Consider the following 21,898-nt stretch of genomic DNA (forward strand, 5'->3'; position numbering starts at 1 on the left):
TTCGACGGAAGGCACTGATGTGATCGCCCTGGTACCGCTTGCTGCTGAGGGAGAGGCTCAGAACCCTCTCCTGCCCGAGTACCCAGAGCTTGTCATCGGCCTCATCGCCTTCGCGATCGTCTTCTTCGTCCTCGGCAAGAAGCTCCTCCCGAACATCAACCGTGTTCTGGACGAGCGCCGCGAGGCCATCGAAGGCGGCATGGAGAAGGCCGAAGCGGCCAAGATGGAGGCCCAGAGCGTCCTGGAGCAGTACCGCGCTCAGCTCGCCGAGGCCCGGCACGAGGCTGCGCGTCTGCGCCAGGAGGCGACCGAGCAGGGCGCCGCGCTCATCGCCGAGATGCGCGCGGAGGGCCAGCGGCAGCGTGAGGAGATCGTCGCTGCCGGTCACGCCCAGATCGAGGCCGACCGCAAGGCCGCTGCGCAGGCGCTGCGTCAGGACGTGGGCAAGCTCGCCACCGAACTGTCCGGCAAGATCGTCGGTGAGTCCCTCGAGGACGTCGCCCGTCAGAGCCGCGTCATCGACCGGTTCCTCGCCGAGCTCGAGGAGAAGGCCGAGGCAACGCGATGAACGGAGCGAGCCGCGAGGCACTGGCTGCCGCACGTGAGCGTCTCGACGCGCTGACCGACAACACGTCGGTCGACGCCGCGAAGCTCGCCGAGGAGCTGGCCGCCGTTACCGCGCTGCTCGACCGCGAGGTGTCGTTGCGTCGGGTCCTGACCGACCCGGCGCAGGCCGGCGAGGCCAAGGCCCAGCTGGCGGAGCGACTGCTCAGCGGTCAGGTGGGCGGCGAGACCGTCGACCTGGTCTCCGGCATGGTCCGTTCCCGCTGGTCCCAGTCCCGGGACCTGGTGGACGCGATCGAGGAGTTGGCGGCCACCGCCGACCTCACCGCTGCCCACCGGGCCGGTGCGCTGGACGACGTCGAGGACGAGCTGTTCCGGTTCGGCCGGATCGTGGCCTCCAGCCCCGAGCTGCGCGCCGCGCTGACGGACCGCACCGCGACGGCCTCCGCGAAGGGCGAGCTGCTGCGCAGCCTGCTCGGCGGCAAGGCCAACGCGGTCACCGAGCGCCTGGTGATCCGTCTTGTGACCGCGCCCCGTGGACGTAGCCTGGAAGCGGGACTCGAGTCCCTCTCCAAGGTCGCCGCGGCGCGCCGCAGCCGGATGGTCGCCGTGGTGACCTCGGCGGTGCCCTTGACCGACCAGCAGAAGCAGCGGCTCGGAGCCGTGCTGGCGAAGCTGTACGGCCACGAGATGCACCTGAACCTCGACGTGGACCCGGAGGTCCTCGGCGGGATCTCGGTGCGCGTCGGTGACGAAGTCATCGACGGCACGATCGCGGACCGGATCGCCGAGGCGAACCGCCGCATCGCCGGCTGACGGCCACAACTCAACAAGCATTGCTAGAGCGGCCCGGTTGGGCCGCAGAGGATTCCTGGGGGTCGCCCCCAGACCCCCAAAGAAACTTCGGGCCCAACAAGGAGAGCAGGGAACCCAGATGGCGGAGCTCACGATCCGGCCGGAGGAGATCCGGGACGCACTGGAGAACTTTGTCCAGGCGTACAAGCCGGACGCGGCCTCGCGCGAGGAGGTCGGTACGGTCAGCCTTGCCGGCGACGGCATCGCGAAGGTCGAGGGACTTCCCTCGACCATGGCCAACGAACTGCTGAAGTTCGAGGACGGCACCCTCGGCCTCGCCCTCAACCTCGAGGAGCGCGAGATCGGTGCCATCGTCCTCGGCGAGTTCAGCGGTATCGAGGAGGGCCAGTCGGTCACCCGCACGGGCGAGGTGCTGTCCGTCGCCGTCGGTGAGGGCTACCTCGGCCGCGTCGTCGACCCGCTCGGCAACCCGATCGACGGCCTCGGCGAGATCGAGACCTCGGGCCGCCGCGCCCTCGAACTGCAGGCCCCCACGGTCATGCAGCGCAAGTCGGTGCACGAGCCCATGGAGACGGGCTACAAGGCCGTCGACGCGATGACCCCGATCGGCCGTGGCCAGCGCCAGCTGATCATCGGCGACCGTCAGACGGGCAAGACCGCCCTGGCCGTCGACACGATCATCAACCAGCGCGACAACTGGCGCTCCGGCGACGTGAACAAGCAGGTCCGCTGCATCTACGTCGCCGTCGGCCAGAAGGGCTCCACCATCGCGTCCGTGCGCGGCGCGCTTGAGGAGGCCGGCGCCCTGGAGTACACGACCATTGTCGCCGCCCCGGCGTCCGACCCGGCCGGCTTCAAGTACCTGGCGCCGTACACCGGTTCGGCCATCGGTCAGCACTGGATGTACGAGGGCAAGCACGTCCTCATCATCTTCGACGACCTGTCGAAGCAGGCCGACGCCTACCGCGCCGTGTCGCTGCTGCTGCGCCGCCCGCCGGGCCGCGAGGCCTACCCGGGTGACGTCTTCTACCTGCACTCCCGTCTGCTGGAGCGCTGCGCCAAGCTCTCGGACGAGATGGGCAAGGGCTCGATGACGGGTCTGCCGATCGTCGAGACCAAGGCGAACGACGTGTCGGCGTTCATCCCGACCAACGTCATCTCCATCACCGACGGCCAGTGCTTCCTGGAGTCCGACCTGTTCAACGCCGGCCAGCGCCCGGCCCTGAACGTCGGTATCTCGGTCTCCCGTGTCGGTGGTTCCGCCCAGCACAAGGCGATCCGCCAGGTCTCCGGCCGTCTCCGCGTGGACCTCGCCCAGTACCGTGAGCTCGAGGCGTTCGCCGCCTTCGGCTCCGACCTGGACGCCGCGTCGAAGTCCGCCCTCGAGCGCGGCAAGCGCATGGTCGAGCTGCTGAAGCAGCCGCAGTACGCGCCGTATGCCACCGAGGACCAGGTCGTTTCCGTGTGGGCCGGCACCAACGGCAAGATGGACGACGTCCCGGTCGAGGACATCCGTCGCTTCGAGGGCGAGCTGCTGGAGTGGCTGCACCGCGAGCACAAGCCGTTCATGACCTCCATCGTCGAGGGCGGCAAGATGTCGGACGACACGATCGGCACGATGGGCGAGCTGGTCGACACCTTCAAGAAGCAGTTCGAGACGTCGGACGGCAAGCTCCTCGGCGAGGACGCTCCGGCCGTCAACGTCTCGAAGTGACGACGGAAGGGACCTGACTCATGGGAGCCCAGCTCCGGGTCTACAAGCGTCGGATCAAGTCCGTCACCGCCACCAAGAAGATCACCAAGGCGATGGAGATGATCTCCGCCTCGCGCATCGTCAAGGCGCAGCGCAAGGTGGCGGCCTCCACTCCGTACGCGACCGAGCTCACCCGCGCGGTCACGGCGGTGGCGACCGGTTCGAACACCAAGCACCCGCTGACCACGGAGGCGGAGAACCCGGCCCGGGCCGCGGTCCTGCTCCTCACGAGCGACCGAGGTCTGGCCGGCGGCTACTCCTCCAACGCCATCAAGACGGCCGCCCGGCTCACCGAGCGGCTCCGTGGCGAGGGCAAGGAGGTCGACACCTACATCGTCGGCCGCAAGGGCGTCGCCTACTACGGCTTCCGTGAACTCAAGGTCACGGGTTCGTGGACCGGCTTCACCGACAACCCGTCGTACGCGGACGCCAAGGCGGTCGCGGCGCCCCTGATCGAGGCGATCGAGAAGGACACGGCCGAAGGCGGAGTGGACGAGCTCCACATCGTCTTCACCGAGTTCGTCTCGATGCTGACGCAGACCCCGGTGGACGGTCGGCTGCTGCCGCTCAGTCTCACCGAGGCGGAGGCCAGGGCCGAGGCGGGCAAGAAGACCGAACTGCTTCCGCTGTTCGACTTCGAGCCGTCGTCGGAGGACGTCCTCGACGCCCTGCTGCCGCGGTACGTCGAGAGCCGCATCTACAACGCCCTGCTGCAGGCCGCTGCCTCCGAGCACGCGTCCCGCCGCAAGGCGATGAAGTCGGCGACCGACAACGCTGGTGAGCTGATCAACACCTACACCCGACTTGCCAACGCGGCCCGCCAGGCCGACATCACCCAGGAAATCAGCGAGATCGTCGGAGGCGCCAGCGCCCTGGCCGACGCGACCGCGGGGAGTGACTACTAATGACCACCACTGTTGAGCCGACCGCTGCGGGCGTGGCCACCGGCCGCGTCTCGCGGGTCATCGGCCCGGTCGTCGACGTGGAGTTCCCCGTCGACGCGATGCCGGAGATCTACAACGCGCTGCACGTCGACGTCCCGGACCCGGCCCAGCCGGGTACCACCCGGACGCTGACCCTCGAGGTTGCGCAGCACCTCGGCGAGGGCGTCGTCCGCACGATCTCGATGCAGCCCACCGACGGTCTGGTCCGCCAGGCCCCGGTGACCGACACGGGCGAGGGCATCACCGTCCCGGTCGGCGACTTCACCAAGGGCAAGGTGTTCAACACCCTCGGTGAGGTGCTGAACGAGCCCGAGGCCAACGGCCAGGAGTCCGAGCGGTGGGCCATCCACCGCAAGGCCCCGAAGTTCGAGGACCTCGAGTCGAAGACCGAGATGTTCGAGACCGGCCTGAAGGTCGTCGACCTCCTCACCCCGTACGTCAAGGGTGGAAAGATCGGTCTGTTCGGTGGCGCGGGTGTGGGCAAGACCGTCCTCATCCAGGAAATGATCATGCGTGTGGCCAAGCTGCACGAGGGCGTTTCCGTGTTCGCCGGTGTCGGCGAGCGCACCCGTGAGGGCAACGACCTCATCGCGGAGATGGAGGAGTCCGGCGTTCTCGACAAGACCGCGCTGGTCTTCGGCCAGATGGACGAGCCCCCGGGCACCCGTCTGCGCGTCGCCCTGGCCGGTCTGACCATGGCGGAGTACTTCCGCGATGTGCAGAAGCAGGACGTGCTGTTCTTCATCGACAACATCTTCCGCTTCACCCAGGCCGGCTCCGAGGTGTCCACTCTGCTCGGGCGCATGCCGTCCGCGGTGGGTTACCAGCCGAACCTGGCGGACGAGATGGGCCTCCTGCAGGAGCGCATCACCTCGACCCGTGGTCACTCGATCACCTCGATGCAGGCGATCTACGTCCCCGCGGACGACCTGACCGACCCGGCGCCGGCCACCACCTTCGCCCACCTCGACGCGACGACGGTTCTGTCCCGTCCGATCTCCGAGAAGGGCATCTACCCCGCGGTGGACCCGCTGGACTCCACGTCCCGCATCCTGGACCCGCGCTACATCTCGGCGGACCACTACAACGCCGCGATGCGCGTCAAGGGGATCCTGCAGAAGTACAAGGACCTCCAGGACATCATCGCGATCCTCGGTATCGACGAGCTGGGCGAGGAGGACAAGCTCGTTGTCCACCGTGCCCGTCGTGTCGAGCGCTTCCTGTCCCAGAACACCCACGCGGCGAAGCAGTTCACCGGCGTGGACGGTTCGGACGTGCCGCTCGACGAGTCGATCGCCGCGTTCAACGCGATCTGCGACGGTGAGTACGACCACTTCCCCGAGCAGGCGTTCTTCATGTGCGGTGGCCTCGAGGACCTCAAGGCCAACGCCAAGGAGCTCGGCGTCTCCTGAGTCCCGTGACTCGTGACGGGGGGCGGGGCACCGTCCCGCCCCCCTTCTCACGCCCTCTCCGGGGGTGACCCCGGACCCCGGCCGCGAGGCCGGAGTGGCCCCGGGCGCTTCGGCGCCCGGAGCCCTACTAGACTTATGACCCAACACCCGGCAGAACCGCCGGGTGGTGACCCGAGGAGCCACTCTTGGCTGCTGAGCTGCACGTCGAGCTGGTCGCTGCCGACCGCCAGGTCTGGTCCGGTGGGGCCACCCTGGTCGTGGCGCGCACCACGTCCGGCGACATCGGCGTCATGCCCGGTCACCAGCCGCTGCTCGGTGTGCTGGAGTCGGGCCCGGTGACCATCCGTACGAGCGAGGGAACGGTCGTCGCCGCGGTGCACGGCGGTTTCATCTCGTTCGCCGACGACAAGTTGTCGCTGCTGGCGGAGGTCGCCGAGCTGGCGGACGAGATCGACGCCCAGCGTGCCGAGCGCGCGCTGGAGCGTGCAAAGGCCGAGTCGGACGCGGCCGCCGAGCGGCGCGCCGACGTTCGGCTCCGCGCGGTGGCGGTGCGCTGAGCGCACCCGAGCCGATGGACCACCCTCAGCCGCGGCCCTGGCTGGACTTCTCCAGACCGGGTCGCGGCTGAGGCGATGCAGGTGCAGGTTGTATTCCGCTACGGGACGAAGCGAGGAGGTCGGTGAAGATGCTCCTCGCTCTGCTCGTGAGTGGAGTGGTCGTCGCACTGGTGGTGGTCGGGCTCTTCGTCTTCGGACTGCGACGCAGGCTCATCCAGCGTTCCGGCGGGACCTTCGACTGCAGTCTGCGCTGGAACGTCCCGGAAGACAGCGACCACTCCGGCAAGGGGTGGGTGTACGGCGTCGCCCGCTACAGCGGTGACCGGGTGGAGTGGTTCCGCGTCTTCAGCTACGCACCGCGACCGCGTCGCGCTCTGGAGCGTTCGGCGATCGAGGTGCTCTCCCGGCGTACGCCGGAGGGCGAAGAGGAGCTCGCGCTGCTGTCGGACGCGGTCGTCCTGGGTTGTCTGCACCGGGGCACGCGCCTTGAGCTGGCGATGAGCGAGGACGCGTTGACCGGTTTCCTGGCCTGGCTCGAAGCAGCCCCTCCCGGCCAGAGGGTGAACGTGGCCTGAGGGAGGCGCGGCGCACCCGGACGGGGCGGGTAGGCCCGCCCGGTGGTCCGTACACGGCTGAGGGGGCGGTGCATCGCACCGCCCCCTCAGAAGCTGTTTCACATCTTCTTTCCGCAGGTCGCGGCGGGTTGGGTGCTGTGGTGATGTCTTGTGCCGTTCGGTTGGGCGTCGCTGGGGCGGGAGCCGGACGGTGGCGGCGGTCCTGGAGCCGCTGCCCGTGTGAGGCCGGGGCGGTTTTGGGGCGCGGGGGTGGAGACGTGGAGGGCGGCCAGCCGGGAGCAGGCCCTGGAGGAAGCGGTAGCGGCGGGGTTGCCGTCTCGCGGTGGTGGTGTGCCCGTATCCGGTTGCTTCTGCGGGACGGGCCGCCGTCCACTGCAGGGATGCGGTGCCTGCCCGGGACCGGTTGTGCCGCCGGTGTGCGGGTGCGCACCCGTAAGGCGCGGCACAGCGACAATCACCCGCTCGCTCTATCCGTTTTTCACTTTATGTGATGTTTTGACACGTACGGTTGCTCTCCAGCAAGGAGGACCACACCTGACCTTCCATCACGCGACGCACCGCTCAAGGGAGTCGACATGCCCCGAGTACGAGAACCAGCCCCCACCCCGGGTACGCGTGCGGGCGCGCAGCCCGGTACCGCAAAGACCGCCGGGCTCAGCAGGCACTGGAGACTGGCCGTCATCACCGCCGCCGGTCTCGCCACCGTCACCGCCACCACCGCGGCCCTGCCCGCCGCCGACAGCGCCTCCGCCGGAGCGGAAAACGCCCGCGCCCATGCCGCCGCCCGGGTTCCCGCGCAGGCCGCCGCCGCCCGCGCTGGCGCCGGCCCCGCCCAGGACGGAGACAGGGACGAGGAGTACTGGGCCCGGCACGCCGGCAACCCCGACCAGCCCCACACCTCCGACACCGGCAAGCCCCAGCAGGGCAAAGCCGAGGAGGGCAAGGCCGAGGACGGGCAGGGCAAGGGTGACGGGCGCGGGGACGGGCAGGTCACGGACGACCCGGGCAGGGACGAGGAGGACGACGGCCGGGGCGAGGGCCGTGCTTCGGGGCATTCGCGCAGGGACGAGGGCCCGGCCGTACCGGTGGACTGCGACCCGAACGCGCTGATCGCCGCGATCACGGCTGCCAACCAGCAGGGCGGCGGACGCCTCAGCCTTGCTCCCCACTGCACCTACACCCTGACCGCCAACGACGGCGGCAACGGGCTGCCGGTAGTGGTGCAGCACATGGCGATCGACGGCAACGGTGCCACCATCGCGCGGGCCGCCAACGCCGACCAGTTCCGCATCTTCAACATCGGCTCCGGCGGCGACCTGAAACTGCGCCACCTCACCGTCACCCGCGGTAAGACCGCCGAGGACGAGAACGGCGGCGGCGCGTACGTCGGCCCCGCCGGCCGCCTCACACTCGACTGTGTCACCTTCGACCGCAACACCGTCGGCGCCACTGACAGCGACGACGGCGGTGCCATCTACAACGAGGGTGTCACCACCATCCGCGACTCCACGCTGAGCAACAACTCCGCCAACCAAGGCGGCGCCGTCTCCAACGACAACGGCAAACTCGAGATCACCACGTCCAGGATCACCGGCAACACCGCCGCCAACGTCGGCGGTGGCATCGACACCGACGACGGGACCACCACGATCAGCAAGAGCCTGCTCAAGAACAACTACTCCGGCAGCTTCGGTGGTGCCGTCGACGCCGACGGCGGGCAGACGGAGATCGACGACAGCGTCCTCGTCTACAACGTCGCCTCCTCCGGCGGCGGCGCAGTCGACACCGACTCCTCGCTCTTCATCCGCAGGAGCACCATCGCCCACAACACCACCCCCAGGCAGGGGGGCGCCCTCGAACTCGACTCTCCCGCCATGGTGGAGGACAGCAAGATCTACGACAACACCGCCACCGGCAGCACCGGCGGCGGCGGCATCTACACCAGCCCCGGCAGCGGTGACACGGTGTCCATCCGCCGTACCGTGATCAGCGGGAACCAGGCCCCCGGCAACGGCGCCTCCGGCGGAGGCATCTACACCGACTCCCTCGGCATGATCCTCAACCTGACCGACACCAGGATCACCGACAACACCTCCGACGACGCACCCGGTGGTATCGACAACACCGTCGGTGCCACCGTCAACGCCTACGGCACCAACACCATCGTCGACAACGTTCCCACCAACTGCACCGGCGTCGACACCACAATCTGCTTCGGATAACCACCACCCAAACCGCCACACCCCGGAGGGTGCACCGCCCGTACACCCGGCACCGCACCCCCACAGACCGCCCGCCCCCTGCCGCCACCGACTCCCGGCACAGGGGGCGGGCACCACCCCTCAGTGGGGTCGTAGATTGGGGTGTTTCTGAGCAACAGCAAGAGCCGCCGGGCCAAGCTGACCGCAGACAAGCACGCCGCGCTGGCCGGCCTCGGGCTGGAGTGGGGGGCAGCGGAAGGAGCGGCGTGATGACCGCACCCGAGGAAGAACAGCGCGTGCAGGAAGCCGTGCGGCGGCACGCCCGCACCATTTCACGGATGCGGAGGACGTCGTCTCGTTCGTGCTGTCCGATCCGGGGGTGCAGGAAGCGCGGGCCCGGGTGGAGCGTGCAGGACCGGGCCGCGCTGGCGGAGTTCCACGCCGACGGCCTGGAGCTGGCGCTGCTGGTGGGCGAGTTCGGCGCGCTGCTGCTGGCCGACTACATCAGCGTGGTGCCGGATGAGGACCACGACTCCGCCGCCGGGCGCGTCCTCGGGGACCTGGTGGCCGTGACAGTACCTGAGGCGCTGGTGCACGCGGGCGGCGGAGAGCGGGCCTCCTGCCGGCCCGGCTCCGCCGCGAGATGCGGGGCTGGGCCGACAGGGGACGGGCCGGCAGAGAAAGAAGAAAGCAGCTCGCGCCTACCGACCACCGTATCCGCCGTTGGCAGGCCGAAGGCCCGCTGAGAGGCCGCCGGGACTCCCGACGGCCTCCGCCCTTTCATACGGTGTCCGCATGCCCAGGGACGGGGTGCCCCGGCTCAAGCTGGTCGTGGTCACGGACAACGGCACAGGACCGAGACTGTGCCGGGATTGTGGTGGTCCGCTGATGCCTTCGGTGAAGGCATCAGCGGTGTTCGTCGGTGTGCCGGTCGCGGCACTGGCGGCGGATGCGGCGGGCGCGGGCAAGGACCGAGGCGGTGCAGGCCGGTGTGACGTCCACGTGTCCGGGGTGTGGTGCGTCGTGGACGGTCGGGGTCGAACATCCTGCCTCGGCAATGTACTGCTCTCCCGCCTGCCGCAAACGGGCCTGGCACAGGCGGCGCGCGGCAGGCGCAGGGTTGTGAGCCCGCGCATTCGGCGGCTGTCATCGTGCTTCACCGCGGGGCTGTGCGCCCCTGGCAGGTGCCTGGAGTCGGCTGGATGGTGCGGAGTGACGGCCTGCCGGGGCAAGTTGACGGCGTCAAGGTGCCGCACCCGGGTCCGCCGGGGGTGATGTCCGGATGCCCGCGATGATCGGGAGTGTGACCCGGGAACGCTACGACTATACCGGCTGCTGGAGGACGCGCCGGAGGTGTGGATCGGCTACGAGCGGGCCTTCTTCCACACTGTGCACCACCGCGTCGCCAACTTCATCGCTGGAACCCTCCTCCCGCACCAGACCAAGACCCCCGACGACCCCTATATCCGCACCGTCATGGCCCAGATGGGCGCGATCGAATCCACCCTTCAGCTGCCGGCCAACCTCGAGTGAAGCAGAACAGGAAGGCAGAAGGCGGGCCGCGACCGCACCGCAGTTGGCTCCTGACCCCAAGATCGCGGCCCCAACCCCTGTAATGCTGCCGAACTACCGCTACCCCTCCGACACCAGCGACATGGAATGGTTCCTGCTGGAACCCCTTCTCCCCGTTCCCGCATGCCAGACCGCCAAAGGCGGCGCGCCCGAGAAGTGGCCCCGCCGACGCGTGGTCGACGCCATCCGCTACATCACCGACAACGGCGCGAAGTGGAGAGCACTGCCCGCCGACTTCGGCATCCCCTGGCGCACCGTGTTCGGATACTTCGCCCGCTGGGCGAAGGCCGGCGTCCTCAAGCGGATCCTTGACCAGCTCCGCCGACGGCTGCGACTGCGCCGCCGACGCTGTCCCTGGCCGGTCCGGGTGATCGTGGACTCCCAGTCCGTCAAAGGCGCCGAGACCGTGTCGAACGCGACACGCGGATACGACGCGAACAAGCACATCAACGGGAGGAAGCGGCACCTCATCGTTGACCAGGACGGCCTGCTCGTCGACCTGCTCGTCACCCCCGCCGACGTCCAGGACCGCGACGCAGCCCATATCCTGCTCACCCGCCTCCACGCCGAGCACCCCGAAATCGTCCTGGTCTGGGCGGACAACGGCTACGGCGGAGAAGAGTTCAGCACCGGGGCCCAGGACACCCTGGGCATCACGATCAAAGTCGTCCCCCGGCCCAAGGACGCCAAGGGCTTCGTACTGCTGCCGAAGAGGTGGGTCGTGGAACGCTCGAATTCGTGGACGATGCGGGCCCGGCGCAACGCAAGGGACTACGAACGCCTGATGTCCCACGCGGAAGCCCACATTCAGTGGGCGTTCATCACCCTCATGACCCGCCGCCTGGCCCGCCCCCGCCGTCAGCCCGAGCTGGCCCCAACCACCTTCACGGCAGTCGCCTGAAAGCCCTCCTGCTGCCGCTCGGCTGCCCGTCCATCGACGCCCAGCCGAACGGCAGACCGGATCACCCACGCCCCACAACGCCATGACCTGCGGAAAGAGGATGTGACACAGCTTCTCAGCCACGCTCGGTCAGCCCAGCCCGGTACTGATCGCGTTCACCAGCTCACCGTTCGCGGTGTCCCCGCTGAACTCCCAGAAGAACGCACCTCCCAGGCTCTGGTTCTTCGCCCAGCTCATCTTGCCGCCGATGGTGGCGGGGGTGTCGTAGCTCCACCAGTTCGTGCCGCAGTGGGCGTACGCGGTACCGGCGACGGTGCCGTTCGCGGGACAGGAGTTCTTGAGGACCTTGTAGTCCTCGATGCCCTGCTCGTAGGTGCCGGGTGCCGGACCGGTCGCGGTGCCGCCGGGCGCGGCCTGGGTCACGCCCGTCCAGCCGCGGCCGTAGAAGCCGATGCCCAGCAGGAGTTTGGCGGCGGGTACGCCCTTCGCCTTGAGCTTGGCGATCGCCTCGGCCGCGTTGAAGCCGGCCTGCGGGATGCCCGTGTACGAGGTGAGCGGGGAGTGCGGGGCGGTGGGGCCCTGCGCCGCCCAGGCGCCGAAGAAGTCGTACGTCATCACGTTGTACCAGTCGGTGTACTGTGCGGCGCCGGCGTAGTCAGCCGCGTCGATCTTGCCGCCGTTGCCGGCGTCCGCCGTGATGGCGGCCGTGACCAGGTTGTTCGTACCGAACTTCGCCCGCACGGCCTGCAGCAGGTTCTTGAACGCCGCCGGGCCGCTGGTGTCGCACGACAGGCCGCAGGCGTTCGGGTACTCCCAGTCCAGGTCGATGCCGTCGAAGACGTCCGCCCAGCGGGGGTCCTCGACCAGCTGGTAGCAGGACTCGGCGAAGGCGGTCGGGTTCGCCGCTGCCTGCGGGAAGCCGCCCGACCAGGTCCATCCGCCGAAGGACCAGAGCACCTTGATGTGCGGGTATGCCTTCTTCAGCTTGCGCAGTTGGTTGAAGTTGCCGCGCAGCGGCTGGTCCCAGGTGTCGGCGACGCCGTCGACCGACTGGTCGGCGGTGTAGGCCTTGTCGTAGTCGGCGTAGGAGTCACCGATGGTGCAGCGGCCTCCCTGGACGTTGCCGAAGGCGTAGTTGATGTGGGTGATCTTCGATGCGGAACCCGAGGTGACCAGGTTCTTGACGTGGTAGTTGCGACCGTAGACGCCCCACTCGGTGAAGTACCCGAGTTTGACCTTCCCGCCGGGTCCCGGGCCGGGGCCGGGCCCCGGGTCGTCCCCGGCGGTCCGCACGGCGCGGGTGCCGCTGACCGGCCCCGTCTGGCCCGCGGTGTCACGGGCCTGCACGGTGTACGCGTAGTCGGTGCCCGCGGTCAGTCCGGTGTCGGCGTAGCCGAGGCCGGTGACCGTGGCGACCTTCGTGCCGTTCCGCAACACGTCGTAGTTCTTGATTCCGTGGTCGTCGGTGGCCGGGGTCCAGCTCAAGGTCACCGAGGTGCCGGTGATGCCGCTGGCCGACGGGGTGCCCGGGGCGGAGGGCGGGGCGTCGCCCGGGACGGTGTCCCCGTCACAGGGGCCGCCGTTGAGCCTGCAGCCCCCGGGGGAGCCGGAGCCCGTGCCGTTGAAGCCGAAGGAGACCGAGGCGCCCGGTGCGAGCGTGCCGTTCCAGCTCTTGTTCTTCGCGGTCCAGTGGGTGCCGGAGCTGGTGACGTCGGCGTCCCAGGCCGAAGTGACCGCGGTGCCGGAGGGGAAGTCCCACTCGACGGTCCAGGAGGCGATCGAGGTGGTGCCGGTGTTCTTCACCGTCCACTTGCCCTCGAAGCCGCTGCCCCAGTCCTGGACCTTCGTGTACGTGGCGGTGGCGGCGGCCGCCGCCACCGCCGGTGTGGCGAGACCGACCAGGGCTGCGAGGGGGAGCAACAGGGCGGTGAGACCCGCCGTCGCTCGGAATCTGAATCTGCTTCTGACGCGGGGGGTACTCGTGCTCAAGGGAGGCTCCTCGAGAGGCGGACGGACAAGTCGGGGGATCGGTCCGTGCGGGAGCACTCCGCGGGGCTCACCGCGGCGTGCCGTGCGGCGAGCGTAGGAAGGTCTGGACCAATCGTCAATAGGTCCAGACCAAAGCGGGATTGCTGGTGTGCTCGCCCCTCAGGCGCGCAACTCCTGGGCCAGCACTGCGGCTTGGACCCTGCTGCGCAACTCGAGCTTCCCGAGCAACCGGCTCACGTGCGTCTTCACCGTCGCCTCGGCCATCGTGAGCCGAGCGGCGATCTCCGCGTTCGACAGACCCTCGCCGATACAGACGAGCACTTCACGTTCCCGTCGGGTGAGGACGTCCAGCACGGCGGGATCCGCTGCCTCGGGTCGCGGCGCCGGCGCCGCGAACTGTGCGATCAGTCTGCGCGTCACGGCCGGGGCGATCAGACCTTCGCCGCGGGCCACCGTCCGCACCGCCTCGACCAGGTCCTTCGCCTCGGTGTTCTTCAGCAAGAACCCCGCCGCGCCGGCGCGCAGTGCTCCGAAGACGTACTCGTCGAGGTCGAAGGTGGTCAGGACGAGGACGTCGGCGAGCCCTTCGACGACCACTTGCCGGGTCGCCGACACCCCGTCCAGCCGCGGCATCTGCACGTCCATGAGCACGAGGTCCGGACGCAACTCCCGGGCGAGGTGCACCGCCTCCTCGCCGTCCCGGGCCTCCCCGACCACCTCGATGTCGGCGGCGCTGCCCAGGATCAGTACGAGCCCGGCCCGCACCGCACCCTGGTCCTCCGCCACCACTACCCGAATCATGCAGAGGGCTCCTTGTCGTCCACCATGGGCAGCACGGCCCGTACCCGCCAGATCTCTCCCCGGCCGCCGTGATCCGGACCCGATCCGGTCTCCGGGCCCGCCTCGAACACCCCGCCCAGCAGCGCCACGCGTTCCCGCATCCCCACCAACCCGGTTCCGGAGCCCGGGGCGCGCGGCCCCCGCTCACCGCCGTACGAGCTGGTCACCGTCACCGTCATGGCGTCCCCCGCCGCGCCGGAGAGGTGCACTGCGACATCGCCCGCGGCCGCGTGCTTCAGCGTGTTCGTGAGGGACTCCTGCACGATCCGGTACGCGGCGAGCGCCACCGGAGCCGGTATCGGGTGCTGCCGGTCCAAGGCGTCGTCCAGCGTGAAGCGCAGGCCGCTCGCCTCCCCGTTCGTGCGCGCCTGTGCGACGAGTGCCCCGAGACCGTCGAGGGTGGGGGCAGCGGCCGGTGCCGCGTCGCCGCTGCTGTCCCTGAGCAGCCCGATCAGCCGCCGCATCTCCGCGAGGCCCGCCACGCTGTTCTCCCGGATGACGGTGAGCGCCTTCCTGGTCGTGACGTCGTCGTCGAGCGAGAGCGCGGCGGTGGAGTGGATGGCGATCGCCGAGAGGTGGTTGGCGACCATGTCGTGCAGTTCGCGGGCCATCCGCGCGCGCTCGGCGACGACGGCCTGCGCACGGTCCATCTCGGCGAGCAGTGCGGTCTGCTCGGCTCGCAGCCGCGCGGTGTCGGCTGCCTGACGGTGGTCGCGCACCAGGACGCCGGTGATGGCGGGGGCGAACGTGACGAGCCCGACGAGCAGCCCGATCTGCAGCGCCTCCGGTTTCCGCAGCCAGGCCAGGAAGCCGATGGTCGCCGCGACGGTGACCAGTGTGGACCAGTAGTGGATGCGGCGGGCCGAGGCCGGTGTGCCGTACACCACCGACGCGTAGACGATGTCCGTGAACATCAACAGGGTCACGATGTTGCCCGGCGTCATGAGGTCGACCAGGACGGCGAGCGTCCCCACCAGGAGGGCCGCGCGCGGTGCGGACCGGCGCAGCAGCTCCGTCCCGGAGACCACGACGAGCGGTGCCAGCGCCGCCTCGGGGACGGCGAACGGACGGAGGCCGTCGTTCGTGTGCAGCCCGAGCGACCACAGGAGGAGGCCGCCGGCGAGCCCGGCGGCGGCGATGAAGACATCGTCGCGGTGGGGGCGGGGGAGGTTCACCACTCCATCAAACACTCGCAGGAGGTCGCTCGGCCTCCTCGCCCGGACTGAGCTGCCGCTACATCGAAGGATGTATCCACGGTTCGTCGCTGACGACGACGACCGGGCGCGGTGCGGCCGACAGGCTGGATCCGAACGAGAGGGGGCCCGTCGTGATCGTCACGCTGATCGTGGTCTGCGAGGTCGGTTTCTGGGTGCTGTTGTGCGCCGGCCTCGGCGTCCGATACCTGCTCCGTATGCGGCGTACGGGCATGGCCATCCTGCTGTGCGAGCCACTACTGGAACTCGTCCTGCTGGTCGCCACCGCCGTCGACCTCAAGAACGGCGCCGACCCGAGCTGGACGCACGGACTGGCCGCGCTGTACATCGGCTACACCGTCGGTCACGGCCACCGGACCATCCGGTGGCTCGACGGACGGGCCGCCCACCGCCTCGCGGGCGCCGCGCCGCCGGTCGAGCCCCCGGCCCACGGTATGGCACGCGCCCGGCACGAGGGCGCAGTGTGGCTCGGCACGCTGGTCGCCGCGGGCGTCGCCACCGCGCTGCTCCAGATCGCCGTCTGGTACGTGGGCGATCCGGCACGGACCGTCCCGCTCGCCGACTGGACGGCCACCGCCTGGAAGGCTGCGGGCGTCCACGGCGTGATCGTGCTCAGCTACGTGATCTGGCCGAAGAAGGCCCCGGGCGAGCGGGGCCGCGAAGCGGTCCGGGCGGAGCGCTGACCCCGGCGCCCGGGGGGCCTGGGTGCCGGTCCGCCGCGTCAGCGCTCCCCACCGGGGACCCAGAGCACGTCCCCGACCTCCTTGTTCGCGGTCCTCGCCAGGATGAACAGGAGATCGGACAGCCGGTTCAGATACGTCGCCGTCAGGGGGTTCATGGTTTCGCCGTGCACCTCCAGGGCCGCCCAGGTGGACCGCTCGGCCCGGCGCACCACCGTGCACGCCTGGTGCAGCAGCGCGGCGCCGGGGGTGCCGCCCGGCAGGATGAAGGACCGGAGCTTCTCCAGGCCGGCCAGGAACCGGTCGCAGTCGGCCTCCAGCTTGTCGACGTAGCCCTGCTCCACCCGCAGCGGCGGGTACTCGGGGTCCTCCACGACCGGCGTGGAGAGGTCCGCCCCCACGTCGAAGAGGTCGTTCTGGATCCGCATGAGAACCTTCACGACCTCCTCCGGCAGCTGTCCGAGTGCGATGGCCGTGCCGATGGCCGCGTTGGCCTCGTTGGCGTCCGCGTAGGCGGAGATCCGCACATCGGTCTTCGCGGTGCGGCTCATGTCGCCGAGCGCGGTGGTGCCCTTGTCGCCGGTGCGCGTGTAGATGCGCGTGAGATTGACCATGTGGCCAGCCTAGTTACGCGCCCGCCCGGCGGAAGACCCGAGTGCCCATGGTCACCCCGAGCCGTGCGAACCCGACCGTGACGAGGGACCCGTACAGCATGGAACCGGTGGTGTACGCCCCGGTGCAGGCGTCCCGCACGGCGTCCACGGCGTAGCGGAACGGCGCGAGGTGCGACAAGGCGTCGAGCCGGTGCAGAGCCAGTGCCATCGGCAGAACCAGCCCGGAGAGCAGCATGGACGGCATCGCCAGACCGTTGATCACGGGGCCGAACTCCTGGGGCGTCGCGACCCTGAGCGCCAGTGCGTACGGCAGCGAGGCGAGTGCGACGCTCAGCAGCGCGACGATGGCGAATCCGACCAGGACGCCGCCGAGGGGCGCCCGCAGGCCCATGGCCACGGCGACCAGCACCCGTAGTGCGGCCTGGAAGACGAACAGCGCCGCGTCGCGCAGCACTCGCCCGAGCAGCAGGGCCAGCCGGCTCACGGGGGTCACGCGCATCCGTTCCACCACCCCTGTCTGCTTCTCGACGATGAGCGCGAACCCGGCGTACGACGCTCCGAAGAGCGGCCAGCTCGCCGGGGTCCACAGCACCTTGATGGGGTGTATCGGGCGTGAGATGTGCGCCGGCCACGATGCGGTCACCGTCTCGCGGGAAGCCCTGGATCTGCTCGACGATATGGAGGAACTACTGGGGCGGAAGGTGCTGGAGTACGCGGTACGGCCGGCGGAGTGACCGCGTCCGGTGTGATGTCCGTCATCTGAGACGTGACGCGCATCTCTTCGCGGCCACACGGCCCCTCACGGGCGATAACCTCCGCCGGAGAGCCTGAAGATAAACGTCTGTTAAGGGGTGCAGCAGTGGCCAGGAAGCTCGCCGTCATCGGGGCCGGACTCATGGGGTCCGGAATCGCGCAGGTCTCCGCCCAGGCGGGCTGGGACGTCGTGCTGCGTGACGTCACCGACGCGGCCCTGACCCGCGGTCTGGACGGCATCAAGGCCTCGTACGACAAGTTCGTCTCCAAGGGCAAGCTCGAAGCCGCCGACGCGGAGGCGGCGTTGGCGCGCATCACCACGACCACCGACCTCGACGCCGCTGCCGACGTGGACATCGTGGTCGAGGCCGTCTTCGAGAAGCTCGAGGTCAAGCACGAGATCTTCCGCACCCTCGACAAGCTCGTGCGCGACGACGCGGTGCTCGCCTCCAACACGTCCGCCATCCCGATCACCAAGATCGCGGCCGTGACGGAGCGGCCGGAGCGCGTCGTCGGTGCGCACTTCTTCTCTCCCGTCCCGATGATGCAGCTCTGCGAGCTCGTCCGCGGCTACAAGACCAGTGACGAAACGCTGGCCACCGCGCGCGAGTTCGCCGAGTCGGTCGGCAAGACCTGCATCGTGGTGAACCGGGACGTGGCCGGCTTCGTCACCACCCGTCTCATCTCTGCGCTGATCGTCGAGGCCGCAAAGCTGTACGAGTCGGGCGTCGCGACCGCCGAGGACATCGACACCGCCTGCAAGCTCGGCTTCGGTCACGCCATGGGGCCGCTCGCCACCGCGGACCTGACCGGTGTCGACATCCTGCTGCACGCCACCGGCAACATCTACACCGAGTCCCAGGACGAGAAGTTCGCCCCGCCGGAGCTGATGCGCCGGATGGTGGACGCGGGTGACATCGGCCGCAAGAGCGGGCAGGGGTTCTACAAGCACTGACGGGGCATGGGCCGCACATGCCTGCACACCCTCACCCTTGCGGGTGAATTGGGTATCGGTTCGCTTACAGGCGGCAACTTCTATGTCCGTACGGCAGTCAGTTGTTGCAACAGAACGCATGTAGACAGAGCAGGCACAGAACAGACCTGACGGACAAAAGCACTCTGGGGAGCGCATATGCACATCAGGGGCGACCACGCCGAGCTGGTCGTCGGGGGCCGCCTCGACGTCCGGAGCGCGGCGGACGCCCGCACGGTCCTGCATTCGGCCGTTGATGACGGCGTCGGCGACCTGGTGCTCGACCTCTCCGGGCTCGACTCCTGGGACGCCACCGGGCTCGGGGTCATCATGGGGGCGCACCGACGAGCGGGCCGCTGCGGCCGACGGCTCGTCCTGCGCGGCGTACCACCGCAGATGCAGCGCCTCCTGGTGGCCACCCGACTTCACCGGATCCTGGCCATCGAGGGCGGGATCGCGGCGGAGTCGCTGCCCAGGGTCTGATGGGGCAGGGGCACGCGGTAGGTACCTACGATCCCCACGAGACGTGACGTCCCGGACGGTCCGGCACCCCGCCTGTTCCCCGATGCCCGGCGAAGGTCTAGGGTTCGGACGCCCGCCGATTGACACCCACCCGGCGGGCACCGGACCGGAAGCGAAGCGGATCGTGCAGACAGGCCGGGAGGGACTTCCGCACGAGACGCCATCTGGGGGCTTGAACCATGGACCCTAAGAGCCAGGGGCCGGAAGAGCACGGCCACGACGACGACCGCACCGAGGAGGCGGCGGGCGCAGCGCGTCCGGCGCGCGAACTGGTGGTATCCGACTTCGGGCAGCAGGCACCAGCGCTCGCCAGAACCGTCCGGCTGGTCTCCGGCGAGTTCCTGCTCACCGTGAATCCCGTCGACGGCAGCGAGATCGAGCCGTGCCGGCCCGGTCAGCAACCGGACGCACCACTGCGGCACACCGCCGGTCAGCGTGAGGAACTGCGACGTGCCGCGCGGCCGCCGGTCCCGCCCGGCCCCGCCGCCCTGGCGCTGCCCCTGCTGGAACGCGACGAGGAGCGCGGGCGGCTGGTCCGACTGCTCGGACGGGGGCGTTCGGTCCGGCTCAGCGGGCCGGCCGGCTCGGGCCGTTCGGCCCTGCTCGACGCCGTCGCCGCGGACTGCGCGGACGTCGCACCCGACGGGGTCGTACGCCTCTCCGGGTACCACCGTACGCCGATCGAGCTCCTGTACGACCTCTTCGCCGCCGTCCACAGCGCCCCGCAGCACCGCCCCGACCGGGCCGAACTGCTCGCACACGTCCGCGAGATCGGAGCCATCGTCGTTCTCGACGACCTGGAGTTCGGCGGCAGCGCGTTGGACGAGTTCCTGGACGCCACTCCCGAGTGCGCCTTCCTGCTGGCCGCGACCCCCGACGTCCAAGCGCCCTCCGCGGACTCTGCGCTCGAGGAGGTGTTCCTCTCCGGGCTCAGCCGCAGCACAGCGCTGGAACTGCTGGAGCGGGCAGTGGACCGGCCGCTCACCGACGACGAGGCGAACTGGGCGGGCGACCTCTGGTTCGAGTCCGAGGGCCTGCCGTTGCGGTTCGTTCAGGCCGGTGCGCTGTTGCGCCAGCGGGACGCGCTGCGGATCGGATCCGGCACGGAGGACGATGACGTCGACATCGACGACGTCTTCGCCGACGGGCGGGAGGTGCCCCTCCCGACCCTGGGGGAGGGCGCGGCGCCCGTCGCCCTGCTCGTCTCGCGTCTCGGTGAATCCGTCCGTGAGACCCTGCGCTTCGCCGTGGCGCTCGGCGGCGAGGTCCCCCACCAGGCACACCTCCCGGCGCTCATCGGGGACACCCACGCGGACGCCGCCGTCGGTGAACTCGCCGGTTGTGCGCTGCTCACCCCGATCGGCTCCCGCTACCGGCTGGCCGCGGGCGTCACGACCCAGCTGGAGGCCATCGGCTACGCGGAGGGCGCGGTCGCGCGCGCCCAGACCGCAGCCCAGCACTACGCCTGGTGGACCGCCCACCCCTCGGTGTCCCCGGAACGCGCCGCCGCGGAGGCCGACGCGATCCTCGCCGCGATGGGCGCGCTCGTTCCGGGCGGAGAGTCGGCGCACGCCAGCGCCGCCGTCCTCCTGGCCCGCAGCGCCGCACCCGCGTTCGCCGCGGGACTGCACTGGGGGGCCTGGGAGCGGACGCTGCGGATGGGGCAGGAAGCGGCACGGATCTCCGGCGAAGTCGCGGAAGAGGCGTACTTCCACCACGAGCTGGGCGTGCTCGCACTCTGCTCGGGCAACCTGGACCGGGCCCGCGCCGAACTCGAGGCGTCGATCGCGCTACGCGGCGCCCTCGCCGACAAGCGCGGCACGGTCGCCGGGCGGCGGGCGCTCGCCCTCGTCGGCGACCGGGAGAACGGACTCCTGCCGGGTGGACGCTCTCCCGCGGCCGAGGAGACCCCGACGGCACGGCACGAGGAGTCCGAGTCCCCGCTCAGAGGGGGCCCGGCCGGTACGCCGCCGCCCGAGACGCTGGTCACCCGGCGGGGCAGTCCGTCGGAGCCCGTGGCGGACGGACCGCGGCGCACCGTCCTCGCCGGCACGCGCCGCAACCTCGTCGCAGCAGGGGCCGGCGCCCTTCTGGCCGCCGTCCTCGGCACGGTGGTGACCCTAGGGGCCGCGTCCCACGACGACGAGCCCGCGAACCGGGTGAGGAACGAGCAGTCGGCGGCCGAGGACGCCGGCAACGACGGCCTGAACGCGGACGAGCCCACGGCCGATTCGACCCACCGCCCCGACGACACCGCCGGGGACGCCAGCCCGGGTGCTCCCGCCGGCGCCCAGCCGGGGGAGAGCCGCTCGGCGGGGCGGCCCTCGGCCGTACCGAGCCAGGGGGCCTCGACCGCGGCGGGCGGTTCCGGGACGACGGGACCCAGTGGTTCGCCGACGACCGGCGGCACGACGACGGGTTCCGGCGGCGGCACGACCACGGGCAGTACGTCGACGGGGTCGAGCGGTTCGTCGACGACCGGGGGCACGACCACGGGCTCCGGTGGTTCGCCGACGACCGGGGGCACGACGACGGGTTCCGATGGCGGTACGACCACGGGCGATACCACTTCCGGGTCCAGCGGCGGTGCGACCACGGGCGATACCACCACCGGGTCCAGTGGTTCGCCGACGACCGGCGGCACGAGCACGGGCTCCGGCGACACCGCGTCAGGCGGCAGCACCACCACGAGCGGCGGCACCAGTGCCGACGGTGGCACATCGACCGGAAGCCCCAGCGGCTCCGCGGCGAGCAGCTCGGTGGCCTGAACGGGCTGCAGCACTCCGTCCGCCTCCCGGCCGGGGCGTGCACGAGGGAAGCAGCCGTCCGCCCCGAGGCTGCGGGCGGTACCACGGGTGGTGGACCGTGCACCCGCCGGTCCACCACCCGTGGTGCCCGGCGGGGGCACTGGCGAATCGCGGGGCTCTGGTGCCCACCCGTCGACGGCGGAGGGCTCCCGCCCCGCCGGTGCCGGCTCGTACCGCCGGCTCGTACCGCCACGGAGGGGCTGCTTCGCCC

General features: G+C 70.2%; 20 protein-coding genes and 1 pseudogene. 16 read left to right on the top strand and 5 right to left on the bottom strand.

The genetic code is table 11. The features are described from left to right. The first annotated feature begins 19 nt into the window (after positions 1–19). The 11 genes from ACFXOM_RS13025 (at position 20) to ACFXOM_RS13075 (ending at position 11,295) form a co-directional block, all read left to right on the top strand. Positions 20–568 carry a F0F1 ATP synthase subunit B gene (locus ACFXOM_RS13025; protein ID WP_384938786.1) on the top strand — a complete coding sequence of 183 codons (549 nt, stop codon included), beginning with the start codon at positions 20–22 and terminating at the stop codon, positions 566–568. Next, positions 565–1,380, top strand: a complete 816-nt coding sequence (locus ACFXOM_RS13030) for a F0F1 ATP synthase subunit delta (protein WP_384938784.1) — start codon at positions 565–567, stop codon at positions 1,378–1,380. Before ACFXOM_RS13025 ends, ACFXOM_RS13030 begins: the two co-directional genes overlap by 4 nt. 118 nt (positions 1,381–1,498) lie before the next feature. Then, a complete protein-coding gene (atpA, locus tag ACFXOM_RS13035) occupies positions 1,499–3,094 on the top strand; it encodes a F0F1 ATP synthase subunit alpha (protein WP_384938782.1) in 1,596 nt (531 codons plus the stop codon). Between the two features lie 20 nt (positions 3,095–3,114). Then, the gene (locus ACFXOM_RS13040) at positions 3,115–4,038 is read left to right on the top strand and encodes a F0F1 ATP synthase subunit gamma (RefSeq protein WP_384938780.1); all 924 of its coding nucleotides are present in this window, start codon (positions 3,115–3,117) and stop codon (positions 4,036–4,038) included. Continuing rightward, positions 4,038–5,489, top strand: coding sequence for a F0F1 ATP synthase subunit beta (atpD, locus tag ACFXOM_RS13045; RefSeq protein WP_384938778.1), 1,452 nt, complete (start codon positions 4,038–4,040; stop codon positions 5,487–5,489). Before ACFXOM_RS13040 ends, atpD begins: the two co-directional genes overlap by 1 nt. Positions 5,490–5,674: 185 nt before the next feature. Continuing rightward, positions 5,675–6,046: a F0F1 ATP synthase subunit epsilon gene (locus tag ACFXOM_RS13050; RefSeq protein ID WP_384938776.1), complete on the top strand. Its 372-nt coding sequence runs from the start codon at positions 5,675–5,677 to the stop codon at positions 6,044–6,046. A 128-nt stretch (positions 6,047–6,174) separates the two neighbouring features. Next, positions 6,175–6,621 (top strand): DUF2550 domain-containing protein, encoded by a 447-nt coding sequence (locus ACFXOM_RS13055; RefSeq protein WP_384938869.1) that lies wholly within the window; start codon positions 6,175–6,177, stop codon positions 6,619–6,621. 575 nt (positions 6,622–7,196) lie between these two features. After that, positions 7,197–8,843 carry a hypothetical protein gene (locus ACFXOM_RS13060; protein ID WP_385037923.1) on the top strand — a complete coding sequence of 549 codons (1,647 nt, stop codon included), beginning with the start codon at positions 7,197–7,199 and terminating at the stop codon, positions 8,841–8,843. A gap of 248 nt (positions 8,844–9,091) precedes the next feature. Next, positions 9,092–9,568: a hypothetical protein gene (locus ACFXOM_RS13065; protein WP_384938772.1), complete on the top strand. Its 477-nt coding sequence runs from the start codon at positions 9,092–9,094 to the stop codon at positions 9,566–9,568. 607 nt (positions 9,569–10,175) lie between these two features. Then, positions 10,176–10,355, top strand: a complete 180-nt coding sequence (locus ACFXOM_RS13070) for a hypothetical protein (RefSeq protein WP_384938770.1) — start codon at positions 10,176–10,178, stop codon at positions 10,353–10,355. Between the two features lie 82 nt (positions 10,356–10,437). Next, positions 10,438–11,295 (top strand): IS5 family transposase, encoded by an 858-nt coding sequence (locus ACFXOM_RS13075; RefSeq protein ID WP_384938768.1) that lies wholly within the window; start codon positions 10,438–10,440, stop codon positions 11,293–11,295. A gap of 129 nt (positions 11,296–11,424) precedes the next feature. Here ACFXOM_RS13075 and ACFXOM_RS13080 read toward each other — a convergent pair whose 3' ends face one another. The 3 genes from ACFXOM_RS13080 to ACFXOM_RS13090 form a co-directional block, all read right to left on the bottom strand. Beyond that, complete coding sequence (locus ACFXOM_RS13080) at positions 11,425–13,284, bottom strand: glycosyl hydrolase family 18 protein (protein ID WP_385037926.1); 1,860 nt, start codon at positions 13,282–13,284, stop codon at positions 11,425–11,427. Positions 13,285–13,443: 159 nt separating this feature from the next. Beyond that, the gene (locus ACFXOM_RS13085) at positions 13,444–14,085 is read right to left on the bottom strand and encodes a response regulator (RefSeq protein ID WP_384938764.1); all 642 of its coding nucleotides are present in this window, start codon (positions 14,083–14,085) and stop codon (positions 13,444–13,446) included. Continuing rightward, the gene (locus ACFXOM_RS13090) at positions 14,082–15,302 is read right to left on the bottom strand and encodes a sensor histidine kinase (RefSeq protein ID WP_384946883.1); all 1,221 of its coding nucleotides are present in this window, start codon (positions 15,300–15,302) and stop codon (positions 14,082–14,084) included. The genes ACFXOM_RS13085 and ACFXOM_RS13090 overlap by 4 nt, the downstream gene beginning before the upstream one ends. Positions 15,303–15,451: 149 nt before the next feature. On the opposite strand from ACFXOM_RS13090, the gene ACFXOM_RS13095 reads away from it, so the two are divergent. Then, positions 15,452–16,021 (top strand): hypothetical protein, encoded by a 570-nt coding sequence (locus ACFXOM_RS13095; RefSeq protein WP_384938760.1) that lies wholly within the window; start codon positions 15,452–15,454, stop codon positions 16,019–16,021. 38 nt (positions 16,022–16,059) lie between these two features. Here ACFXOM_RS13095 and ACFXOM_RS13100 read toward each other — a convergent pair whose 3' ends face one another. Together ACFXOM_RS13100 and ACFXOM_RS13105 are read right to left on the bottom strand one after the other, a co-directional pair. After that, positions 16,060–16,632, bottom strand: a complete 573-nt coding sequence (locus ACFXOM_RS13100) for a cob(I)yrinic acid a,c-diamide adenosyltransferase (protein ID WP_384938758.1) — start codon at positions 16,630–16,632, stop codon at positions 16,060–16,062. A gap of 13 nt (positions 16,633–16,645) precedes the next feature. Next, positions 16,646–17,197 (bottom strand): annotated as a pseudogene (locus ACFXOM_RS13105) (ABC transporter permease); the annotation flags it as partial. On the opposite strand from ACFXOM_RS13105, the gene ACFXOM_RS13110 reads away from it, so the two are divergent. The 4 genes from ACFXOM_RS13110 (at position 17,163) to ACFXOM_RS13125 (ending at position 21,648) form a co-directional block, all read left to right on the top strand. Then, entirely contained in the window at positions 17,163–17,366 is a 204-nt protein-coding gene (locus ACFXOM_RS13110; protein ID WP_384946940.1) for a hypothetical protein, read from the top strand. The pseudogene ACFXOM_RS13105 and the gene ACFXOM_RS13110 overlap by 35 nt on opposite strands. A gap of 125 nt (positions 17,367–17,491) precedes the next feature. Continuing rightward, entirely contained in the window at positions 17,492–18,340 is an 849-nt protein-coding gene (locus tag ACFXOM_RS13115) for a 3-hydroxyacyl-CoA dehydrogenase family protein (RefSeq protein ID WP_384938756.1), read from the top strand. 177 nt (positions 18,341–18,517) lie between these two features. Continuing rightward, positions 18,518–18,841, top strand: coding sequence for an STAS domain-containing protein (locus ACFXOM_RS13120; RefSeq protein WP_384938754.1), 324 nt, complete (start codon positions 18,518–18,520; stop codon positions 18,839–18,841). A gap of 218 nt (positions 18,842–19,059) precedes the next feature. Then, the gene (locus ACFXOM_RS13125) at positions 19,060–21,648 is read left to right on the top strand and encodes an ATP-binding protein (protein ID WP_384938752.1); all 2,589 of its coding nucleotides are present in this window, start codon (positions 19,060–19,062) and stop codon (positions 21,646–21,648) included. Positions 21,649–21,898: the final 250 nt, after the last annotated feature.

The organism is Streptomyces sp. NPDC059169, assembly GCF_042755225.1.
In the GTDB taxonomy this organism is placed as follows: Bacteria; Actinomycetota; Actinomycetes; order Streptomycetales; family Streptomycetaceae; genus Streptomyces.

Excerpts from the sequence above, each read along its gene's own strand:
- ACFXOM_RS13030 (WP_384938784.1), top strand. The coding sequence starts at position 565 with ATGAACGGAGCGAGCCGCGAGGCACTGGCTGCCGCACGTGAGCGTCTC.
- atpA (WP_384938782.1), top strand. The coding sequence starts at position 1,499 with ATGGCGGAGCTCACGATCCGGCCGGAGGAGATCCGGGACGCACTGGAG.
- ACFXOM_RS13040 (WP_384938780.1), top strand. The coding sequence starts at position 3,115 with ATGGGAGCCCAGCTCCGGGTCTACAAGCGTCGGATCAAGTCCGTCACC.
- atpD (WP_384938778.1), top strand. The coding sequence starts at position 4,038 with ATGACCACCACTGTTGAGCCGACCGCTGCGGGCGTGGCCACCGGCCGC.
- ACFXOM_RS13055 (WP_384938869.1), top strand. The coding sequence starts at position 6,175 with ATGCTCCTCGCTCTGCTCGTGAGTGGAGTGGTCGTCGCACTGGTGGTG.
- ACFXOM_RS13060 (WP_385037923.1), top strand. The coding sequence starts at position 7,197 with ATGCCCCGAGTACGAGAACCAGCCCCCACCCCGGGTACGCGTGCGGGC.
- ACFXOM_RS13065 (WP_384938772.1), top strand. The coding sequence starts at position 9,092 with ATGACCGCACCCGAGGAAGAACAGCGCGTGCAGGAAGCCGTGCGGCGG.
- ACFXOM_RS13075 (WP_384938768.1), top strand. The coding sequence starts at position 10,438 with ATGCTGCCGAACTACCGCTACCCCTCCGACACCAGCGACATGGAATGG.
- ACFXOM_RS13085 (WP_384938764.1), bottom strand. The coding sequence starts at position 14,085 with ATGATTCGGGTAGTGGTGGCGGAGGACCAGGGTGCGGTGCGGGCCGGG.
- ACFXOM_RS13100 (WP_384938758.1), bottom strand. The coding sequence starts at position 16,632 with ATGGTCAATCTCACGCGCATCTACACGCGCACCGGCGACAAGGGCACC.
- ACFXOM_RS13110 (WP_384946940.1), top strand. The coding sequence starts at position 17,163 with ATGAGCGCGAACCCGGCGTACGACGCTCCGAAGAGCGGCCAGCTCGCC.
- ACFXOM_RS13120 (WP_384938754.1), top strand. The coding sequence starts at position 18,518 with ATGCACATCAGGGGCGACCACGCCGAGCTGGTCGTCGGGGGCCGCCTC.
- ACFXOM_RS13125 (WP_384938752.1), top strand. The coding sequence starts at position 19,060 with ATGGACCCTAAGAGCCAGGGGCCGGAAGAGCACGGCCACGACGACGAC.